The organism is Sphingomonas ginsengisoli An et al. 2013 (genome assembly GCF_009363895.1).
Classification (GTDB): domain Bacteria; phylum Pseudomonadota; class Alphaproteobacteria; order Sphingomonadales; family Sphingomonadaceae; genus Sphingomicrobium; species Sphingomicrobium ginsengisoli.
In genome coordinates this window covers 2,591,742-2,611,245 of the sequence record NZ_CP045434.1, presented here as the reverse complement: position 1 = coordinate 2,611,245, position 19,504 = coordinate 2,591,742, and the positions used below count along the sequence as shown (strand labels likewise).

The following is a 19,504-nucleotide window of genomic DNA, read 5'->3' as shown; positions in this document are numbered from 1 at the left end:
CGCCGCAAAGCTTCTTCGCTCGTCCTGAGCGGAAGCCCGCAGGGCTGTAGTCGAAGGGCGTCGTGCGAAACGCCCTTCGACTTCCCCCGGATCAAGTCCGGGGTCCGCTCAGGACGAGCGGGAAGCGGGCTGCGTCAGGCCGCGAACTTGCTGACGAATTCGGCGGTCGCGTTGCGGAAGTCGCCGACTTGGTCGGTGAAGCGGCCGAAGCCCTGCTCGACCTGGTCGATGTCGCGCGCGACATTCTCGGTGTCGGAACGAATGGCGGCGATGGTCGAGCTCATCGAGTCGGCGGCGAGCGCCGTCTCGTCGACCGCGGCGGTGATCATCGTCACCGTCTGGGCCTGCAATTCCATCGCCTGGCGGATGCGGTCGGCGCTGACCTGGACTTCCTCGACCGTGCCCTGGATCGAGCCGTTGGCCTCGACCGTCTGGCGGGTCGCCTGCTGGATGGCCGTGATCTTGGCGGTGATGTCGTCGGTCGCGCGCGCGGTCTGGCTGGCGAGGCTCTTCACTTCCTGCGCGACGACCGCGAAGCCGCGGCCGGCATCGCCCGCACGCGCCGCCTCGATGGTGGCGTTCAAGGCGAGCAGGTTGGTTTGGCCGGCGATGTCGCGGATCAGGCCGAGGATCGATTCGATCGCTTCGACGTGCGCCGACAGCATCCGGCTGACCTCGACCGCCTGGCTGGCCTGGTCGCCCGCCTTGGTCGCGATCCCCGCCGCCACCTCGACTTCGGTCCGGGCATCCTCGATCGCGCGGATGAGGCCCGCGGCGGTTTGCGCCGCTTCGCGCATCGCCACCGCCGACTGCTCGGCCGCCGCGGCGACTTCGCTGGTCTTGCCGAGCATGCCGCGCGCCGAACCGGCGGTGCTGCTCGCCTGGCCGCGCAATTGCTCATTTTCGCTGACAACCTTGGTGACGACGCTCATCACCTTGCGGTTGAATTCCTCGGCCTGCTGCTGCTGCTGGGTATCGACCTCGGTGCGGGTGATCGAGACGGCGTGATGGACGAAGACGTCGGTCTCGAGCGCCACCACTTCGGACAGCGTCCGGCACATGGCGACCAGCTCGTCCTGGTCGGTGACCGCGGTGCGGATCGCGGCATAGGCGGCCTCGGTTTCGGCATTGAGGCCCGACAGCAGCGTCGACAGGCTGAGGCCGGCGGCGAGCGCCTTTTCGACATAGCCGCGCGCGGTGCTGACCCAGGTCGGGTCGTTGAGCTTGCCGAACTTGGCGCGCAGATAGGGCACGATGCGGTCGGCGAACTGGTCGACCTGCTCGTCGCTGATCGCGGCGGGGAGCTCTTCCGATTGCCGATAGCGGCGCCAGAATTCGCGCGCGATCTCCTTTTCGGCGTGGCCGATCGCGTCCCACATCGCGGCCGACCGCTTGGGCAGCTCGCCCTCACCGCCGTAGAAGCGAAGGCCCCGCGCGAGATCGTAATCGTGGGCCTTGGTACGCCATGCGCTCATGTATGTCTCACTCGCCTCGAAGTCTGGTCGTTGGGACAGGCTTCTGGCGCGCCAATGGTTAAGGGCGGGTTAGAGCGGGTACGGCCTCCTCGCCGCCTTGCCTCTTCAGCCCCTGCCGCCTAAGCGGCTGGCAGTCCTTTTTGCCCTGCTTTCATGAAGTGAGCTTATGGCGCGCAACACGGCCCGTCCCTTATCCCCGCACCTCTCGATCTGGCGTTGGGGTCCGCACATGGCGACCTCGATCCTCCACCGCGCGACCGGGATCGCGCTGTCGGTCGGAGGGCTGATCGTGCTGACCTGGTGGCTGCTGGCGCTCGCCGGCCCCGCCAGCGGCTCTGCCGACTTCGCCAAGGTCGCGGGCAGTCCGTTCGGCCTCTTCGTCCTGATCGGGTTGAGCTGGTCGTTCTTCCAGCACCTGCTGTCGGGCGTCCGCCATCTCGTCATGGACACCGGCTCGGGCTTCGAGCTCGGCCGCAACCGGACCATGGCGATCGCGACCTGGGTGGGCTCGGTGGTGCTGACCATCGCCCTGTGGGCCTATCTGCTGGGAGTGCGGGCATGACCGGTCCCAAGGAGAGCGGTCGCCACGACCGCGTTTCGGTGCCCGAGGGCAAGAGCCCGCTCGGCCAAGTCCGCGCGCTCGGCAGTTCCCATCATGGCGGCCACCACTGGATCCGCGAGCGGGTCGGCAGCATCGCGCTGCTCCTGCTCGGCATCTGGCTGATCGTCTCGCTACTGCTGCTGCCTGACTTGAGCCAAGCCACCGTCCGCGAGTGGCTGGCGGGGCCGCTCGGGTTCGTGCCGATGGCCCTCTTCGTCTATCTCGCGTTCGAGCATAGCGTCGACGGCCTCAAGGTCGTGATCGACGACTATATCGTCGACGAGGCCGGGCGCGCGATGTGGACCATCGTCAGCCTGTTCCTTCATGTCGGGGTCGGCGCGCTGGCGCTGTTCGCGCTCGCCAAGATCGCCTTCGGAGCTGCTTCCTAAGATGTCCTACAAGATCGTCGACCACACCTATGACGTCGTTGTCGTCGGAGCCGGCGGCGCGGGCCTGCGCGCGACGATGGGCGCCGCGGGCAAGGGCCTCAAGACCGCCTGCGTCACCAAGGTGTTCCCGACCCGCAGCCACACCGTCGCCGCGCAGGGCGGGATCGCCGCCAGTCTCGGCAACATGGGCCCGGACCACTGGACCTGGCACATGTACGACACCGTCAAGGGCTCCGACTGGCTCGGCGACCAGGACGCGATCGAATATCTCTGCCGCGAAGCGCCCGCCGCGGTCTACGAACTCGAACATGCCGGGCTGCCGTTCAGCCGCACCGACGAAGGCAAGATCTACCAGCGCGCGTTCGGGGGCATGACCCAGAACATGGGTGAGGGTCCGGCCGCGCAGCGAACCTGCGCCGCCGCCGACCGCACCGGCCATGCGATGCTGCACACGCTCTACCAGCAGAGCCTGAAGTACGACGCCGACTTCTTCGTCGAGTATTTCGCGCTCGACCTGATCATGGAAGACGGCGTCTGCCGCGGCCTCGTCGCCCTGTGCATGGACGACGGCTCGATCCACCGCTTCCGCGCGCAGGCGGTGGTGCTGGCGACCGGCGGCTACGGGCGCTGCTATTTCTCGGCGACCTCGGCGCACACCTGCACCGGCGACGGTAATGCGATGGTGCTCCGCGCCGGACTGCCGCTCCAGGACATGGAGTTCGTCCAGTTCCACCCGACCGGCATCTATGGCGCGGGCGTACTCATCACCGAGGGCGCGCGCGGCGAGGGCGGCTACCTCACCAACTCCGAGGGCGAGCGCTTCATGGAGCGCTATGCGCCGAGCGCCAAGGACCTCGCCAGCCGCGACGTCGTCTCGCGCTCGATGGCGATGGAGATCCGCGAGGGCCGCGGGGTGGGCAAGGACAAGGACCACATCTTCCTTCACCTCGACCACATCGACCCCAAGATCCTGCACGAGCGGCTGCCGGGCATCACCGAGACCGCCAAGATTTTCGCCGGCGTCGACATGACCCGCGAACCGATCCCGGTCACCCCGACCGTCCACTACAATATGGGCGGCATCCCGACGAACTATCACGGCGAAGTCGTGACCCTGAAGGACGGCAACCCCGACAGCGTCGTCCCCGGCCTGTTCGCGGTCGGCGAGGCGGCCTGCGTCTCGGTCCACGGCGCCAATCGCCTCGGCTCGAACAGCCTGATCGACCTGGTCGTCTTCGGCCGCGCCGCGGGCCTCCGGCTGGGCGAGATCGTCAAGCCCGGCGAGAATCAGAAGGCGCTCCCCAAGGACAGCGCCGACCTCTCGCTCGGCCGGCTCGACAAGTTCCGCTACGCCGACGGCGGCACCCCGACCGCGCAGATCCGCAACGAGATGCAGCGCACGATGCAGGCCGATTGCGCGGTGTTCCGCACCGAGCGAACGCTGGCCGAGGGCGAAGAGAAGATCGACGCCATCTTCAAGTCGATGGCCGACGTGAAGGTCACCGACCGCAGCCTTATCTGGAACACCGACCTGGTCGAGACGCTCGAGCTCGACAATATGCTCGGCCAGGCGGTCGTCACCATGCATTGCGCCGCCAACCGCAAGGAAAGCCGCGGCGCGCACATGCACGAGGACTTCCCCAAGCGCGACGACGCCAATTGGATGAAGCACACGGTCGCCTGGCTGGACGGCTGGGGCGGCGACTTCGGCCGCGGCGTGGCGATCGATTATCGCCCGGTGCACGAATATACGCTCACCGACGACATCGGCTACATCAAGCCGAAGGCGCGGGTTTACTAAGCCGCTTCGAGTAGCCGAGCGGCTTGCGCCCGGGCCTCGTCGGTGACGTCGGCGCCCGAGAGCATGCGGGCGATCTCCTCGCGCCGTTCGTCGGCGGTCAGCTTGTGGACGGTGGTGCGGGTGCCGTCCGCGCCGTGGCTTTTCTCGATCCGATAGTGATGCTGCGCCCTGGCGGCGACCTGGGGCGAGTGAGTGACTACCAGCAACTGGCTCTGATGCGCCAAGCGGGCTAGCCGCTCGCCGATCGCGCTAGCGACCGCGCCGCCGACTCCGCGGTCGATCTCGTCGAAGATCATGGTCGAGGCGCCGCCTGCTTCGGCCAGTGCGACTTTGAGGGCGAGGATGAAGCGCGACAATTCGCCGCCCGAGGCGATCCGCGTCAGCGCCCCGAACGGCGCGCCGGGGTTGGTCGAGACGGTGAACTCGACCCGGTCGTGCCCGGACGGACCCGGCGGACCGTCGCCGAGCGAGGTGCGGAAGGACGCGGCCTCGAGCTTGAGCGGCGCAAGCTCATGGTTGACCGCCGCATCGAGCCGGGCTGCCGCGTCGAGCCGAGCGAGGCGAAGGCCGGTCGCGGCGTCGGAATAGGTTTGTTGCGCCGCACCGAGCGCGCGCTCGAGCTCGGCGATGCGTTCGCCGCCCGCCTCGATCAGTGCCAGCTTGCCCTTCATCTCATCGCCCAGTGCCGCGAGCGCGTCGGCCTCGACCCGATGCTTACGGGCGAGCGCGCGGATGTCGAACAGCCGGCTTTCGACAAGCTCGAGGCGTTGCGGATCGAACGCCATCGCCTCGGCGGCGCGGGCGATCCGGTCCTCGGCCTCGGCGGTCTCGATCACCGCCCGATCGAGCCCGGCCAGCGCTTCGGCAAGCAGCGGATGCTCAGCGGCGCCGCGCTCGATCCGCCGAGCGGCGGCGCGGAGCTGCGCTAGCGCCCCGTCCGACCCGCTCAACAGGTCATCGAGGCCCTGCAGCGCTTCGCCGGCGCGGGCGCCCGCCTGCATCGCCGCGCGCTGCTCCGCGAGGCTGGTTTCCTCGCCTGGTTCCGGCGCGAGCTTGGCGATCTCGTCGGCGGCATGGGTCAGATAATCGCGGTCGCGCTCGGCGGCTTCGGTCGCGGCGCGGGCGTCCGCCAGTTCGCCTTCGAGCGACTGCAGTCGTGCCCAGGCGGCCGCGACCATGGTCGTGTCGAGCCGGCCGAAGGCGTCGAGCAGGTCGCGATGGCCCTTCGGGTTGAGGAGGCCGCGGTCGTCATGCTGGCCGTGGATTTCGACCAGCGTCGACCCCAGCTCGCGCAGCACCGAGGCCGGGACCGGGCCGCCCGCGGCGAAGGCGCGGCTGCCGCCGTCGGCCTTGACCTGGCGGCGCAACAACAGGGGCTCGCCCGGCTCGGCCTCGACCCCGGCTTCGTCGAGGACCGCAAGGCCGGGGTGGTCGGGGGGAAGGTCGAAGGCGGCGGTGACCGCGGCGCCGTCCTGCCCGGTGCGGACGAGGCCGCTGTCGGCGCGTGCGCCGAGCGCCAGGCCAAGCGCATCGAGCAGGATCGATTTTCCGGCGCCGGTCTCACCCGTGAGCACGCCGAGACCTTCGCCGAAGTCGAGTTCGAGCCGGTCGATCAGCACCACATCGCGGATGACGAGTTGCCGCAGCACTCCCCCGCCCCGCTCGCCTACGCTAGCTTCGGCGGGCGGCCGCCGCCTGTCGCGGCGCCTTGCGCTGGATCAGGTCGTAGGCGTGCTTGTACCAGTCGGTACCCGGATAGTTGCGGCCGAGAACGGCGGCCGACTTCTCGGCCTCGTCGGGAACGCCGAGCGCGAGGTAGCTTTCGGTCAGCCGCATCAGCGCCTCGGGCGTGTGGCTGGTGGTCTGATATTTGTCGACCACGGTGCGGAAGCGCTGAACCGAGGCGAGCCAGTTGCCCGACCGCTGGTAGAAACGGCCGACTTCCATTTCCTTGCCGGCGAGATGGTCGTTGATGAGGTCGAGCTTCAGCCGCGCGTCCGAGGCGTAGCGGCTCTCGGGATAGCGGCGGATGAGTTCGTTGAAGCCGTCGAGCGCCTGCCCCGTCACCTTCTGGTCGCGGGTCACGTCGGCGATCTGGTTGTAGTAGCTCATCGCCACCAGATAGCTGGCGTAGGGCGCGTCCTTGTTGCCCGGGTGGATGGTCAGGAAGCGCTGCGCCGAACTGACCGCGTCGGGATATTTCTGCGCCATGTAATAGCTGAACGCGCTCATCAGCTGCGCGCGGCGGGCCCATACCGAATAGGGGTGCTGGCGCTCGACCTCGTCGAACAGCTTGGCGGCGGTCTCATAGTCCTGGCCGTCGAGCCGCTGCTTGGCGACGCCGTAGAGCGTGTTCACGTCGCTCGCGACATAGTTGACGTCGCTCTTCGCGCGATTGCGGGCGCAGCCGGTGACCGGAAGGATGATCGCGCAGGCGACGAGCGCGGTAGCGACCCGGGAAAACTTCAGCATGGGATGGCCTTCTAACGCTGAGGGCGTGGCAGGGAAAGCACGCGTTTAGCCTGCTGGCAGATGAACGGTCGCTGGCTTCGCTCAGACCACCGCGCCGTCGTCGCGGCGGACGACCTTGTCGCCATCGTCGCTCTTGAGGAAGCTGTCGGGCTTGACCCCGAGCCAGACCAGCACCGGCGCCGAGATGTAGATCGACGAATAAGTGCCGATGAAGACGCCGAGGAAGATGGCGATGGCGAGGCCGAACACGACCTGCGGACCGATCACCATCAGGATGGCGAGCGCGATGAGCACGGTCAGCGAGGTGACCACGGTGCGCGCCAGCGTCTCATTCAGGGAGAGGTTGAGCAGCGGAAGGATCGACATCTTGCGATATTTGCGCAGGTTCTCGCGGATGCGGTCGTAGATGACCACGGTATCGTTGAGCGAATAGCCGATGATGGTCAGGATCGCCGCGACGACGTTCAAGTCGACCTCCATGCGGGTGATCGAGAAGAAGCCGACGGTCATCGCCACGTCGTGTGCCAGCGTCAGCAAGGCGCCGACGCCGAACTGCCATTCGAACCGGAACCAGATGTAGAGGGCGATCCCGAGCATCGCCAGCCCGATCGCCAGCGCGCCGTTGAGCGCCAGTTCTTCCGACACCTTGCCCGACACCGATTCGCCCGCGTCGACCCGCGCACCGGGATATTGGGTGGTGATCATCTGGCGCAGCTGGGTGACGACCTGGTTGGCGGCGGCGTCGGGGCCGGGCGGCTTGGCGAGACGGATCTGGTAGGAGCGATCGCCGCCGAGCGACTGGATGAGCGCGTCACCATCGCCCAGCGCCGTGACCCGCGCGCGCAGGTCTTCGACGTGCACCGGCTGGGCGAATTCGGCGTGGACCACCTGCCCGCCGACGAAGTCGATCCCGAAGTTGAGCCCACGGACCACCGTCACCGCGATGGCGGCGATCGTCAGCAGGGTCGAGACGACCACCGCGACGTTGCGCCAGCGCATAAAGTCGATGTTGGTGTTGTCGGGAACGAGCTTGAGCAGCTTCATGGCCGGCCCTTAGAGATGGAGGTCGCGGGGGCGAGTGTGACGCGCCCACTGCGCGACGAGCATGCGCGTGAAGAAGACCGCGGTGAAGAAGCTGGTGACCACGCCGATCAGCAGCACCACCGCGAACCCGCGCACCGGACCCGACCCGAAGTAGATCATCAGCGTCGCCGAGATGACGTGGGTCAGGTTGGCGTCGAAGATCGCGCGGCGCGCCTCGTGGTAGCCGGTCTCGATCGCGTCGAGGATCCGCCGGCCGCGCCGCACTTCTTCGCGGATGCGCTCGTTGATCAGCACGTTGGCGTCGACCGCCGCGCCGATGGTGAGGATGAAGCCGGCGATGCCGGGCAGCGTCAGCGTGGCGTTGAACAGCGCCATGATGCCGAGGATCAGGAAGGCGTTCACGATGAGCGCAATGTTCGCATAGACGCCGAAGCGGCCGTAGGTGACGAGCATGAAGACGATCACAGCGCCGACCGAGACGACCGAGGCGATCGCGCCCTTGCGGATCGAATCGGCGCCGAGGTCGGCGCTGACCGTCCGCTCCTCGACCACGTTGAGCTTGATCGGCAGCGAGCCCGACTTGAGCGAAGTCGCCAGCTGATTGGCCGATTCGGTCGTGAAGTTGCCGGTGATCTGACCCTGACCGCCGAGGATCGGGGTGTCGATCCGCGGCGCCGACAGCACCCGGTTGTCGAGGATGATCGCGAACGGCTTGCCGACATTCTCCTGCGTCACCCGGCCGAATTTCTTGGCGCCGGCGGTGTTGAAGGTGAATTCGATCGCCGGGCGCCCGTTCTGGTCGTTGGTGGCGCGGGCGTTGGTGAGTTGATCGCCGGAGACGAGCACCCGCCGCTGGACCGCGATCGCGCCGCCGCCGTCGACCATCGGCAGCACCTGGCTGCCGGCGGGGGCGCGGCCCTGGGCGACCTGGGCCGGATCGGCGGTCAGATCGACCAACTTGAATTCGAGGCGCGCGGTCTGCCCGACGAGCTTCTTGAGCGCTTCGGGATTGTCGACGCCGGGGACCTGGACGAGCACGCGCTGCGAGCCCTGGTTGATGACGGTGATTTCGCGCGTGCCCGACGGGTCGATCCGCCGCCGCACCACGTCGCGCGCGATGGTCAGCGCATCCTTGAGCGCCGCGGTCGTGCCTTCGGGGGTCGGGGTCATGACGACCCGGTTGCCGTCGAACGCCTGGACGTCCCACGCCCGGCTGCCGGTCAGGCCGACCGGGGCCGCCAGCGCGCGCATCTTCTCCACCGCCGCGTCGAGCTGGGCGGGATTGCGGAGCATGAAGCTGACCCGGCCATTGGCGATCGAGATGTCGCCCGTCTCGATCGGGTTGTCGCGGCGCAGCTCGGTGCGGACATTGTCCTCCATCGAGGCCAGCCGCTGACGGTTGAAGTCGGGCACGTCGGCCTCGAACAGCAACTGGCTGCCGCCGGCGAGGTCGAGCCCGAGGCTGATCTTGCTGTGCGGAAGGAAGCGCGGATAATGGTCTACCACCGATTGCGGCAGCGGCAGGCTCGGCAGCGCGAGGAGCACGCCGACGGCGATCGTCAGCCAGATCGCCCACACCTTCCAGCGGGGAAAGTCGAGCATCAGTCGTTCGCCGGCTTGGTGGCGGGAGTCAGGACCTGCGCGATGGTCGCCTTGACCACCCGCACCTTGACGCCCTGGGCGATCTCGACCTCGGCCTCATTGTCGTCGATCACGCGGCTGACGCGGCCGCGGATGCCGCCGGCGGTGACGATTTCGTCGCCCTTCTTGATCGCCGACACCGCGGTCTGATGGTCCTTCACCCGCTTTTGCTGGGGGCGGATCATCAGCACGTAGAATATAACGAACACCGCCAGCCAGGGCAGCAAGCCGATGAGGAAGCTGGTCGGTCCGGCACCGGTGCCCGCGCCGGTGGCGGCGGTGAGGAAGAGGGTGGTCGTCAAGGTGAGAAATATCCTTGGGCTGCGGCCGAAGATCATCCGGGAAAAGCGCTCTTCGAACACTTTTCTACTTCGAATGATGGTCGGAGCGACAGGATTCGAACCTGCGACCCCCACACCCCCAGTGTGATGCGCTACCAGGCTGCGCTACGCTCCGACCCGGCGGGGCATCTAGGCGGCGAGCGGCGGATAAGCAAGGCGTAGGGGGTGAGACGGGTGAATCGACGGCGCACAAAAGGACGGGGACGGCGGACGCGCTGGCGGCGGCTGGTGGCTGCGGCGCTCGCCATCCCGGCGCTGTACCTGCTGGCGGCGGTGGTGGGGGGTCTCGTCCCGCTGAACGCCGACTGGCGAGAGGCGCCGGCGGGAACCACCGTCTACCTCCGCTCGAACGGCATCCACGTCGACATCGTCATGCCGGCGGTGGCGCAGGGGCTCGACTGGCGGCCTTATTTCCCGGCGGGCGATTTCGCCGCGCCACCCACCGACGCGCGCTGGTTCGGTTTCGGCGCGGGGGAGCGGCGGGTCTATCTGGAGACACCGACCTGGGCCGACATCACCCCGCGCACCGTGTGGGCGGCGACGGCGGGTGGCGAACGCGTGCTCCACGTCGACGAGGTTGCGACGCCGGGCGACAATCTGGTCGCCATCCGCCTCCGGCCCGAGGAATATCGCCGGCTGTGGGCCGCGGTCCGGGCGCAGTTCGTGCTTGGCGGTGCGGGCCGGCCGACCCGCCTGCCTCACCCCGGCTATGGCGGCGACGACGCCTTCTACCGCGCGCATGGCCGGGCGAGCGCGATCAATACCTGCAACCAGTGGGTCGCCGACCAGCTCCGTATCGCCGGGGTCAAGGTCAGCGCCTGGGCGCCGTTCCCGCTCGGGCTACGGTGGCGCTATCGGGCGGTCGATCGATCCGCGCGTCCTGAGCGGAGGGCTGAAGGCCCGTAGTCGAAGGGCGCTTCGCGATAACGCCCTTCGACTTCGCTACGCTCCGCTCAGGACGAGCGACGTTCGCTTTAGAGGACGTAGCGGCTGAGGTCGGTGTCGCGGGCGATGCCGCTGAGTTGCGCTTCGACGAAGGCGGCGTCCACCGTGAGAGTCTCGCCGCGGCGGTCCTCGGCCTCGAAGCTGATCGTCTCGAGCAATTTCTCGAGCACCGTCTGCAACCGCCGCGCGCCGATGTTCTCGACCGCCTCGTTCACCTCGGCGGCGATGCGGGCGAGGCCGCGGATGCCGTCGTCGGCGAAGCTGATCGTCACCCCCTCGGTCGCCAGCAGTGCGCGATATTGCTCGGTCAGGCTGGCGCGGGTGTCGGTGAGGATGCGGACGAAATCGTCCTCGCTCAGTGCCTTCAATTCGACCCGGATCGGCAGGCGGCCCTGCAGCTCGGGGAGCAGGTCGGCCGGCTTGGCAACGTGGAACGCGCCCGAGGCGATGAACAAGATGTGGTCGGTCTTGAGCGGGCCGTATTTGGTCGCGACGGTTGTACCCTCGATCAGCGGCAGCAGGTCGCGCTGGACGCCTTCGCGGCTGACAGAGCCACCGCGGACGTCGCTGACCGCGATCTTATCGATCTCGTCGAGGAAGACGATGCCATTCTCCTCGGCGTCGGCGAGCGCGGCGCGATTGACGTCGTCCTGGTCGAGGCGCTTGTCAGCCTCCTCGTCGACCAGCTTGGCGAAGGCCGCGGGCACCTTCAATTTCCGCCGCTTCTTGGGCGCGCCGCCCATCGCCTTGCTCATCATCTCGGACAGGTTGATCATCCCCATCCCGCCCCCGCCGGGCAGGTCGAACGGCATTGCCGGGGCCTCGCTGACCTCGATCTCGACCTCGGCATCGTTGAGCGCGCCGTCGGCGAAGCGCTGGCGGAAGCTGGCGCGGGTCGCCTCGGACGAGCCCTTGCCGGTCAGCGCGTCGAGCAGCCGGTCCATCGCGGCTTCCTCGGCGGCGGTCCGGACGCGCTCGCGGCGGCGCTCTTTCTCCAGCCGCACCGCTTCCTCGACCAGGTCGCGGGCGATCTGCTCGACGTCGCGGCCGACATAGCCGACCTCGGTGAACTTGGTGGCCTCGACCTTGACGAACGGCGCGTCGGCCAGCTTCGCCAGCCGGCGGCTGATCTCGGTCTTGCCGCAACCGGTCGGCCCGATCATCAGGATGTTCTTGGGCGTGACCTCGCCGCGCAGCTCGGGGCCGAGCTGCTGGCGGCGCCAGCGGTTGCGCAAGGCGACGGCGACCGCGCGCTTGGCGTCGGCCTGGCCGATGATGTGCTCGTCCAATGCAGCGACGATCGCCTTGGGGGTGAGTTGGTCGTTCATGCTTGCTCAAAAACCTCGTTCGTCCCGAGCGCAGTGTAAGGGGCGTGGCCGCACCTGACATTGACGCCCCTCGACTTCGCTCGGGACGAGCGGAGGGGTGAAATTGGGAGCTTAGATCGTCTCGACGGTCAGCCGGTCGTTGGTGAAGACGCAGACCTCGGCGGCGATCGCCATCGCGCGGCGGGCGAGCTTCTCGGGATTGGGTTCGTAGTCGACCAGCGCCTTGGCCGCCGACAGCGCGTAATTGCCGCCCGAGCCGATCGCCGCGATGCCTTCCTCGGGCTCGAGTACGTCACCGTTGCCGGTGAGGATCAGCATCACCTCGGCATCGGCGACGATCATCAGCGCCTCGAGGTTGCGGAGATATTTGTCGGTCCGCCAGTCCTTGGCGAGCTCGACCGCCGCGCGCATCAACTGGCCGTGGTGCTGCTCGAGCTTCTTCTCGAGCCGCTCGAACAAGGTGAAGGCGTCGGCGGTCGCGCCGGCGAACCCGCCGATGACCTTGCCGTCCTTGCCGATGCGGCGGACCTTGCGCGCGTTGGGCTTCATCACCGTATTGCCCATGCTGACCTGGCCGTCGCCGGCGATCACCGTGCGGCCGTCCTTTTTCACGCCCAGGATCGTCGTCCCGTGCCACTGTTCCAAGATGTGCGTTCCTTTGCGCTCTTATGCGGGAGAGGTGGGAAGCGCGGTGGCGGAGCGCAAGAAAGTGACCGCATCCTCGAGCACTGGCAGGCGATTGCGGAACACCCGCGACAGCGCGATCAGCGGGTCGATGTGGTTGGCCTGCGGATAAATGTTGAGCACCACCGGCGCGCCGACGGCCTCGAGCCTAGCGGCGACGGTGCGGCTGTTCTTGGCATAGACCAGCCGGTCGGATTGGCCATGCAGCAGCAGGAGCGGCGGCGCATCGCCGCGGACGTGGGTGATCGGCTGGGTCTCGACCGGATCGGGCCAGTGGCCGAACGCCGCACGGCCGCGGAATTCGCGAAAGGGATGAAAGTCGTAGGGGCCGCTGATCAGCGCGGCGCCCTTGATGATGCTGGCGGGCAATTGCACCCCGTCGAGCCAGCGATGGTCGAGCGCCAGCATCGCCGCGATGTAGGCGCCGGCGCTGTGTCCCGCGAGCGCGATGCGGTCAGGATTGCCGTCGTAGCCGGCGATGTTCTTGACCACCCAGCGCAGCGCCAGCGCGGCGTCCCACAGGAAGCCCGGATAGCGAACCGCGGGGGCGAGGCGGTAATCGGCGATGACCGCGGCGAAGCCCGCTTCGGCAAAGGCCGCCGCGGCCCAGCCATAATCGCCGCGATCGCCCGCGCGCCAGCCGCCGCCGTAGAAGAACATCACCACCGGCCAGCCGCCCTCGGGCGCGCTCATCCGCGCCGGCGGCAGCCAGATGTCGAGGTGATGGCGGTCGTGTGGGCCGTAGCGGACGCCCTTGCCGACCTGGCGCGCACCATTGCGGCCCGCCATCAGCCGGTCGGCGCGGTTAAGCACCGACAGCGGATTCCAGCCACGGGTCTCGAACAGGTTGGCGATGGTTCGCGGCAGGTCCTGCCACGGGCGCTTGACCGGCGGCTTGACCATCAGGCGGTGGCCGGCGCCTTGCGCCGCCGGAAATGCTTGCGGCCCTTCCAGCGCTGGCGCACCGGATCGAACAGGCTGCGGTGGGTCATGCCTTCGAACATCATCGCCGGGCTCTTGGGATCGAGCAACTCGCGGTCGGCGATGAACTCGGCGGCTTCGGACGGCTTTTCGATCGGCAGCAGGACGAGGCTCCGCCCCGGCCCGCGCAGGGCTTCGACCGTCTCCAGCAGCGAGCCGGTCGCGGCGAACCTGGCCGCCACCTCGGCCACGTCCACGCCGAGATGCTCGGCCATCAGGCCGGTGCGGATCGCAGCGATCTCGGTCCGCTCGGCATCGCTGGTGGCGTCGAGCGCGAGGTCGCATTCGCTGTCGAGCCCGAGGCTGCGGTTGTTGAAGTTGGATGAGCCCACTCGCAGGATCTGGTCGTCGACGACCATCAGCTTGGCGTGGACGTAGATGTCCGCGCCTTCCGCCGTCTTGGGAGTGTAGATACGGAAGCGATTGCCCTTGTCGTGATGGCCGATCTGCTGGGTCAGGCGGACCCGCGCAGCGTCCATCGCGACCTGCTCGAGCCAGCCATCGGCGGTGAGCGGCTGGACCAGCAGGAATTCGGGCGGATTGGGCAGCTCGAGCCGGCGAACGATCGCCGCCGCGATCACCGGCGAGGTGAAATACTGATTCTCGATGTAGACGAAGCGCTGCGCCCGCTCGATCATGTCGACGAACAGCGCCTCGACTTCCTTGACCGCGGGCCATTGCTCATATTCGGCGGCGGTCCGCGCCACCGCCAGTTCGACATTCTCGAATTGGGGTTCGAGCTCCTCGGGCCAGACGCTGCGGCAGGGCTCGCACGCCGGCAGTATCTCCCCGGTCGCGCGCAGCCAGCGGTCGCGCGCGATCTCCCCCAGCACCGCCGCCGCCGGTCCGTCGACCGCCATCGTCGCGTCGTGCCAGGGCTCATATTCGCTGCCGTTGGGGCGCACCCGGCCCGGATCGTGGTCGGCGTGTGCGGGCCGGTCCCAGCGATCGCTGGTCATGTCGATCCCGCCGCAGATGGCGAAGCAATCGTCGATCACCACGATCTTCTGGTGGTGGCTGCAGCCGGTCGGATGAGCGTGGTCGAGCTTGAAGCGGATCCCGCGCTGCCACGCCAGCCGCGCGATCCACAGCAGCGCGCTGCCGCGGAACAGCATCTTGAGCGCACCCAAGTCCCACTTGAGGATCAGGATGTCGAGTTTCGGCGAGCGCTTGGAGAGGCCGAACAGCAAGTCGCCGAGCGTCTCCGAGCGGTCGTCGCCGGTGCGGTCGAGCGTGATCCGCGGATCGAAGTCCCAGCCGATGATGAGGATGCGGTGCTTCGCCTTGAGCATCGCCTGGCGGATCACATGATAATAGTCGCAGGCATCGACGATGACGGTCGCCCGCTCGGCTGTCGCCGTCCGCCAGCAATTTCGACCCGGTTCGAACAGCGCCATGCACACCCCCATTTCAGCCCAGGGGAAAGGCCGCAAGGGTCAGCTTCGTTCCATCCGAGAAAATGAGCGGTCTAGCGCGGCGCGAGCTGGATGGTGGTTTCGGTGGTTGTCGCAGGCTTGGCGGCGACGGTTCGGACGGGCGCCGCCTGCGCCACATGGCGGCCCGGCCAGGCGGCGACCGCGATCGCCACCGACATGATTCCCAGCCCCAGCATCAGCAGCACGAACGGCACCAGTCCGAGCATCATCCGCTCGGCCTTGCGACCGTCGTCGGAGCCATGCTGCGCCGGAAAGGCGGTCAGGGCCTGGCCGCCGGTCCCGCGGCGGAGACGGCGCGGCGGCAGATAGTCTTCGGCGCGGGTCCAGCTCCGACGGCTCGGCTGCGTCGGCTTCAACGCATCATGCTTCATGGACGGCACATTGGGACGATGTTCATGAATGCTCAACGCCGCGACTCGGCGAGGGTCGCACCTTCCGTCTCAAAGCCGGCATGCCGCCGCGCAACTCGTCGCAAAAAGCTGGGCAAGCGCAGCGGCGGTGCGCCTGGCTTATCGACGGAAACCGAGCAGCACGTTGCCTTCGGTGCTGAGGTAGTTGCGGCGATAGTCGAACCGCGGGGTGTCGGCGAACAGCAGATAGTAATATTTCATCTGCTCCGACCACCAGTAGCCGGGGCAGTGGTCGGCCTGCCGCTTGGGCGTCGTCGTGACGTCCGCCAAGTCAGTGTAGCCGTGGGGAGCGCGGTTGCTCGCCTTCATCGCCAGATAGTGGCGGCGCCCGATCTCCCGCCAGCGCGGATGCCGGTCGATCAGCCAAAGGGTGAAGGCCGAGTCGGCGAGTTCGGGGCGGAGGGCATTGGTGAGCTGGGTCGGTCGGCCGCTGGCATAGTCATAGCCTTCGGGGAGAACGCCGAAGCGGTCCTGCACTGCCGCCCAGCTCTCGGTATAGGCCGCTCCCTCGCGCATCGCCCCGCCCTGGCCGAGCAATCCACCGTAGAAGGAGGCGAGTTCGTCCTGCTCGGTACTGACGACCTGGCCGGTCTCGAAATCGACGTCGGCGAACCAGAGTTGACCGTCCTTCCACGCCTGCTGGTGCGCGAGGATGGCGGCGGTGCAGGAGTCGTACATCCGCTTGCACTCGGCGTCGCCGAGCAGCTGCCAGCCGTCCCACAGATATTCGAAGAAGCTGTCGCAATAGGAGCCGACCGTCGCGGTGCGCGATTTCCACGCGCCGGTCTCGACGTCGATCTGGGTGGCGACGAGCCCGAGCTTCGAGCGCCGTTCGAACACCGCGACCTGCGCGCGCTTGGCCGCGCGGCGGTAGCGGTCGTCGCCGGTCAGCCGGCTCAGTGTCGCCCATTCGGGCAGGTAGGTGGCGATGTCGGCCGGGCTGGTCACCGGCTGGCGCCGCGCACCGGTGCGCAGGTTGACGAAGCGGGTCGGCATGCCCGTCGGCGTGTCGAAGGCCGGAAGCAATCGATCGGCGAGGTCCTTGCACTTGGCGAGCACTCGGGCGTCGCCGCTGGCGAGGTGCGCGCTGAGCAGGCCGCCGACCAGCCGGATCGAGGTTTCGAAGACCGACACCTCGCCGTCGACATCGAAATCGGCCTCGCGGCGGACCCAGTCGAGCCCCTCCTCGAAGCGGCTGTCGAGACCCATCAGCCACAAGGTGTCGAGCGCCTCGATGAGGGTGAGGCCGAGGTGATGATCCTTGAGCGGGAAGCTCGAAAACGTGCCGCTGACCGGCTTGATTTCGTCCTTGCCCCAGGCGAGCGCGCGATACTGGTCCCACGCCCACGCCATCTCGCGGCGGACGTCCTCGGCCAGCGCATGCCAGTCGGCGCCCGCGCTGCCGGGACGGTCAGGCAGCGCCGCGCAGCCCGCGAGCCCTGCGGAGCCGAGAAGGACGCTGCGCCGCGCGAATTGCATCTGCTCATTCCTCCCCGGACCGAGCGCGAAGGGTAGCGACGTTGCACGGGGCGCGGCAACCGGCTTGCTCGCACGCTCGCGCGCGACCAAGGTTGCGGCCATGTCGATCCCCTCGCCGGCCGCCGCGGCCATCGTCGCCGCTCTTTCGACCACCGCCTTCGCCGCCGCGCCGCCGACCGCCACGCCTTTCCAGGCGGTCGACCCGATGATCGGCACCGGCGGCGAAGGCCACACCTACCCCGGTGCGGTCGCCCCGTTCGGGATGGTCCAGCTGTCGCCTGACACCGACACCAGCTGCACGGTGCGCGAATGCTACGCGCATGCCGCCGGCTATCATTACGAAGACCCGACCATCCAAGGGTTCAGCCACACCCATTTCTCGGGCGCCGGCCATTCGGACCTCGCCGACTTCCTGCTGATGCCGGTCAGCGGCGACCGGGTTCCGCTCGAGCCCGGCAACGCGAAGGTGCCCGGCTCGGGCTATCGCTCGCGCTTCGACCATCGCAGCGAGGTCGCCGAGCCCGGCTATTATGCGGTGACGCTCAGCGATCCCGGTGTCCGCGCCGAGCTGACCGCGGGAACGCGGGTCGGCATCCACCGCTACACCTACCCCGTCGGCAAGGCCGCGCACCTGGTGCTCGACCTGCGCACCAGCCTCTACAATTATCCCGGCAAGGTGCTGTGGTCGTCGATCCGCCTGCGCGACCCGCAGACGCTGACCGGGTGCCGCCAGACGCGCGGTTGGGCGCCCGACCGCATCCTCTGCTTCGCCATGCATTTCTCGGCGCCGATCGCCGCGCAGCAATTCGTCGATACCGAGAAGGACGTCGCCTATCGAGGCTTCCAGGGGCCGGGGCGTGGCACCGACGCGGTCGCCTACAAGGAAGGGCGCCAGCTCGTCGCGCGGCTCGACTTCGCGGCGCTCTCTCGCCCGCTCGAGGCGGCGGTGGCGATTTCTTCGGTCGACGAAGCGGGGGCACTCAACAACCTCGCCTCCGAAGCGACCGGCTTCGACGCGGTCCGCGCCGCGACCCGGGCCCGCTGGTCGCAGGCGCTCGGCGTGCTGGCCATCGACGCCCCCGCGCCGATGCGCATCAGCCTCTACACCGCGCTCTACCACGCGCTGCTCGCCCCCTCGATCGCGGGGGACGCCGATGGACGTTATCGCGGGACCGACAACCAAGTGCATGTCGCCAACGGCTTCGCCTTCCGCTCGACCTTTTCGCTGTGGGACACGTTCCGCGCCGAGCAGCCGTTGCTGACGTTGGTCCAGCCCGAGAAGGTCAATGCCGACATCGTCAAGTCACTGATCGCCAGCCGCCGCGACAGCCCATTCGGGATCCTGCCAGTGTGGCAGTTCCAGGGCCGCGAGACGTGGACGATGATCGGCTACCACGCCGTCCCGATCATCGCCGACGCCTACCTCAAGGGCATTCGCGGGTTCGACGCCAACGCCGCGCTCGACGCGATGGTCGCGAGCGCCACTTACCGCCCCTACGGCGACCTCGGCGATTACATGCGGCTCGGCTACGTGCCGATCGACCGCGAGCCCGAGGCGGCCTCGAAGACGGTCGAATATGCTTATGACGACTGGACCATCGCGCGGATGGCGGCGGCGCTCGGCCGCAAGGATGTCGCCGCCGAGTTCACGAAGCGCGCCGGTTACTGGCGCAACACGTTCGACCCCAACACCGGCTTCGTCCGTGCCCGCAAGGCCGACGGCAGCTTCCGCGTGCCCTTCGACCCGACCGCGATCAACTACGGGTCGGACTACACCGAGGGGAATGCCTGGCAGTACAGCTGGTTCGTCCCGCAGGACCAGGCGGCGCTGTTCGCCGCGCTCGGCGGCGACGCCGCGGTGGTCGCCAAGCTCGACGCCATGTTCGACTATGACAACAGCAAGCTCGACTACAGCCACGCCGAGGACATCGCCGGGCTGATCGGCCAGTACATCCACGGCAACGAGCCCAGCCACCACGTCGCCTATCTCTACAATTACGCCGGCGCGCCGTGGAAGACGCAAGGCCGCCTCAAGCAGATCGTCGACAGCCAGTACAAGCCAACTCCCGACGGGCTGTCGGGTAACGACGACCTCGGGCAGATGTCGGCGTGGCTGCTGTTCACCGGGCTCGGCTTCTATCCCGTCACGCCCGGCAGCCTCGAATATGTGATCGGCCGTCCGTTCGTGAACCGCGCCGTGCTGCACCTTCCCAACGGGCGGACCTTCACGGTCAGCGCGGACGGCCTCGACGACCAGCGTCCCTATGTCGGCAGCGTTACCCTGAACGGCCGCCCCCTCACCCGCAGCTTCATCACCCACCGGGAGATCATGGCGGGCGGAGAATTGCACTTCGTCATGCAGGCCGCGCCCAACCGCGAGTGGGCAACACAGCTCGGGGCGCGACCCTATTCGATGTCGGCGGCGAAAGGCGCCGGACCGCTCAACCAGTGAATGGATGGCGCGCCCCTTGGCAATG

The 19,504-nt window shown here is 68.1% G+C and carries 17 protein-coding genes and 1 tRNA gene; 5 read left to right on the top strand and 13 right to left on the bottom strand.

What is annotated here, in order from left to right:
- Positions 1-134 precede the first annotated feature (134 nt).
- A complete protein-coding gene (locus GCU42_RS15450; RefSeq protein WP_240309576.1) occupies positions 135-1,475 on the bottom strand; it encodes a methyl-accepting chemotaxis protein in 1,341 nt (446 codons plus the stop codon).
- A gap of 166 nt (positions 1,476-1,641) precedes the next feature.
- Here GCU42_RS15450 and sdhC point away from each other — a divergent pair, with 166 nt between their 5' ends.
- The 3 genes from sdhC to sdhA are packed head-to-tail and all read left to right on the top strand — an operon-like array spanning position 1,642 to position 4,266.
- Positions 1,642-2,037 carry a succinate dehydrogenase, cytochrome b556 subunit gene (gene sdhC / locus GCU42_RS12760; RefSeq protein ID WP_114229070.1) on the top strand — a complete coding sequence of 132 codons (396 nt, stop codon included), beginning with the start codon at positions 1,642-1,644 and terminating at the stop codon, positions 2,035-2,037.
- Positions 2,034-2,465 carry a succinate dehydrogenase, hydrophobic membrane anchor protein gene (gene sdhD, locus GCU42_RS12755; RefSeq protein WP_114229071.1) on the top strand — a complete coding sequence of 144 codons (432 nt, stop codon included), beginning with the start codon at positions 2,034-2,036 and terminating at the stop codon, positions 2,463-2,465. The genes sdhC and sdhD overlap by 4 nt, the downstream gene beginning before the upstream one ends.
- A gap of 1 nt (position 2,466) precedes the next feature.
- Positions 2,467-4,266: a succinate dehydrogenase flavoprotein subunit gene (gene sdhA, locus GCU42_RS12750; RefSeq protein ID WP_114229072.1), complete on the top strand. Its 1,800-nt coding sequence runs from the start codon at positions 2,467-2,469 to the stop codon at positions 4,264-4,266.
- Here sdhA and recN read toward each other — a convergent pair.
- From recN to GCU42_RS12720, 6 genes are all read right to left on the bottom strand, one after another.
- A complete protein-coding gene (recN, locus tag GCU42_RS12745) occupies positions 4,263-5,915 on the bottom strand; it encodes a DNA repair protein RecN (RefSeq protein ID WP_114229073.1) in 1,653 nt (550 codons plus the stop codon). The two genes, sdhA and recN, sit on opposite strands and share 4 nt — an antisense overlap.
- Positions 5,916-5,937: 22 nt before the next feature.
- Positions 5,938-6,738, bottom strand: coding sequence for an outer membrane protein assembly factor BamD (locus tag GCU42_RS12740; RefSeq protein ID WP_114229074.1), 801 nt, complete (start codon positions 6,736-6,738; stop codon positions 5,938-5,940).
- An 81-nt stretch (positions 6,739-6,819) separates the two neighbouring features.
- On the bottom strand, positions 6,820-7,782 hold the full coding sequence (gene secF / locus GCU42_RS12735; protein WP_114229075.1) for a protein translocase subunit SecF: 963 nt from the start codon (positions 7,780-7,782) through the stop codon (positions 6,820-6,822).
- Between the two features lie 9 nt (positions 7,783-7,791).
- Positions 7,792-9,384: a protein translocase subunit SecD gene (gene secD, locus GCU42_RS12730; RefSeq protein WP_114229076.1), complete on the bottom strand. Its 1,593-nt coding sequence runs from the start codon at positions 9,382-9,384 to the stop codon at positions 7,792-7,794.
- A complete protein-coding gene (yajC, locus tag GCU42_RS12725; RefSeq protein WP_114229077.1) occupies positions 9,384-9,761 on the bottom strand; it encodes a preprotein translocase subunit YajC in 378 nt (125 codons plus the stop codon). Before yajC ends, secD begins: the two co-directional genes overlap by 1 nt.
- Positions 9,762-9,802: 41 nt before the next feature.
- A tRNA-Pro gene (locus tag GCU42_RS12720) sits at positions 9,803-9,879 on the bottom strand.
- Positions 9,880-9,992: 113 nt separating this feature from the next.
- Here GCU42_RS12720 and GCU42_RS12715 point away from each other — a divergent pair.
- Positions 9,993-10,670, top strand: coding sequence for a TIGR02117 family protein (locus GCU42_RS12715; RefSeq protein WP_240309578.1), 678 nt, complete (start codon positions 9,993-9,995; stop codon positions 10,668-10,670).
- A gap of 68 nt (positions 10,671-10,738) precedes the next feature.
- Here the strand turns inward: GCU42_RS12715 and hslU are convergent, their stop codons facing one another.
- From hslU to GCU42_RS12685, 6 genes are all read right to left on the bottom strand, one after another.
- Complete coding sequence (gene hslU, locus GCU42_RS12710; RefSeq protein WP_114229078.1) at positions 10,739-12,037, bottom strand: ATP-dependent protease ATPase subunit HslU; 1,299 nt, start codon at positions 12,035-12,037, stop codon at positions 10,739-10,741.
- A gap of 111 nt (positions 12,038-12,148) precedes the next feature.
- Positions 12,149-12,682, bottom strand: a complete 534-nt coding sequence (gene hslV / locus GCU42_RS12705; protein WP_152569584.1) for an ATP-dependent protease subunit HslV — start codon at positions 12,680-12,682, stop codon at positions 12,149-12,151.
- 21 nt (positions 12,683-12,703) lie between these two features.
- Positions 12,704-13,624: an alpha/beta hydrolase gene (locus tag GCU42_RS12700; RefSeq protein WP_114229080.1), complete on the bottom strand. Its 921-nt coding sequence runs from the start codon at positions 13,622-13,624 to the stop codon at positions 12,704-12,706.
- Complete coding sequence (locus GCU42_RS12695; RefSeq protein WP_240309579.1) at positions 13,624-15,099, bottom strand: phospholipase D-like domain-containing protein; 1,476 nt, start codon at positions 15,097-15,099, stop codon at positions 13,624-13,626. Before GCU42_RS12695 ends, GCU42_RS12700 begins: the two co-directional genes overlap by 1 nt.
- Before the next feature lie 71 nt (positions 15,100-15,170).
- Positions 15,171-15,509 (bottom strand): hypothetical protein, encoded by a 339-nt coding sequence (locus GCU42_RS12690; protein WP_114229081.1) that lies wholly within the window; start codon positions 15,507-15,509, stop codon positions 15,171-15,173.
- Positions 15,510-15,647: 138 nt separating this feature from the next.
- Positions 15,648-17,159: a glycoside hydrolase family 47 protein gene (locus GCU42_RS12685; protein ID WP_240309580.1), complete on the bottom strand. Its 1,512-nt coding sequence runs from the start codon at positions 17,157-17,159 to the stop codon at positions 15,648-15,650.
- On the opposite strand from GCU42_RS12685, the gene GCU42_RS12680 reads away from it, so the two are divergent.
- Complete coding sequence (locus GCU42_RS12680) at positions 17,128-19,479, top strand: GH92 family glycosyl hydrolase (protein ID WP_114229167.1); 2,352 nt, start codon at positions 17,128-17,130, stop codon at positions 19,477-19,479. The genes GCU42_RS12685 and GCU42_RS12680 overlap by 32 nt on opposite strands.
- Positions 19,480-19,504: the final 25 nt, after the last annotated feature.